This is a genomic window from Aeromicrobium sp. PFPM2_SD2, assembly GCF_057364525.1.
In genome coordinates this window covers 1-902 of record NZ_JBNFNZ010000670.1, presented here as the reverse complement: position 1 = coordinate 902, position 902 = coordinate 1, and the positions used below count along the sequence as shown (strand labels likewise).

The 902-nt window shown below is 73.1% G+C and carries 3 protein-coding genes; all 3 read right to left on the bottom strand.

Going from position 1 to position 902, the window contains the following annotated elements; all coding sequences use genetic code 11:
- Window positions 1-194, bottom strand: a 194-nt coding sequence (locus AC2W7G_RS17335; RefSeq protein WP_485869532.1) for a TadE family type IV pilus minor pilin, incomplete at its 3' end; no start/stop codon positions are given.
- On the bottom strand, window positions 191-409 hold the full coding sequence (locus tag AC2W7G_RS17330; protein ID WP_485869531.1) for a DUF4244 domain-containing protein: 219 nt from the start codon (window positions 407-409) through the stop codon (window positions 191-193). The genes AC2W7G_RS17335 and AC2W7G_RS17330, both read right to left, overlap by 4 nt.
- A gap of 64 nt (window positions 410-473) precedes the next feature.
- Entirely contained in the window at window positions 474-662 is a 189-nt protein-coding gene (locus tag AC2W7G_RS17325; RefSeq protein ID WP_485869530.1) for a DUF4244 domain-containing protein, read from the bottom strand.
- Window positions 663-902 lie beyond the last annotated feature (240 nt).

Below are 902 nucleotides of genomic sequence, written 5' to 3'. Positions count from 1 at the left end.
CGCGCGGCCTGCGCCGCGTCCTCGTCCTCACCGCGAGCCGCCACGCGGGCCCCTTCACGGGCGGCGTCGACCAGCCGCACCTGGGTGACGCCCAGCGACACCACCCAGACGAGGAGCAGCCCGACGACGACCGCGAACGGCGCGAGCACCGCCGTCTCGGCCGTGACCGTGCCGCGCTCGCGGTGCGCGCTCACCACGGGATCCGCATGCCGAAGAACGGCTTGCTCAGCGGACCGAAGGACGACCGCAGCAGCTCGTCGAGGTCCCAGACCTGCGGGACGAGCTGCTCCAGGTACGGGGCGATGCCGCCCCCGATGCACAGCGCGAACGCCGTGCACCCGATCGTGGCCACCGCGTACTCGGCGGTGGTGGCGCCGCGCTCGTCGCGCTGCCGCAGGACGTGGGGCATGGCTGCCTCCTCTGGTAAGTCGGCGCGGCCGGGCGACCTGCTCGGCCGCCCGGCCGCCAGGGGGTCAGAACGGGAGCAGGTCGGGGATCTTGCCGATGACGTCCTTGACGAGGTCGCCGAACCAGTCGCTCTGGCCGATCTTGACCAGCACGCCGCCGACGGTGCAGGCCCCGAGCGTGCCGACCGTGTACTCGGCGGTGGTCATGCCGAGCTCGTCGCGACGTCGGCGCAGGCGGGTGAGGGTGTTCTTCATGGTTCCTCCTGGAAGTGGTGGAGCTTTCACGCAGAACATGGGTGCCGATCAGCCCCGATCTGCGACCGCGCCGTCGAGCTGTGGACGTCCGCGGCGAGCGGGCGGCGCTGTGGACGTCAGGGCAGCAGCCCCGACAGCGCACCGATGACGGTCGGCGCCACCCCGACCAGGAAGAACGCGGGCAGGAAGCACAGTCCGAGGGGCGCGGCCGTGCGCACGCCGACGGCCCGGGCCACGCCG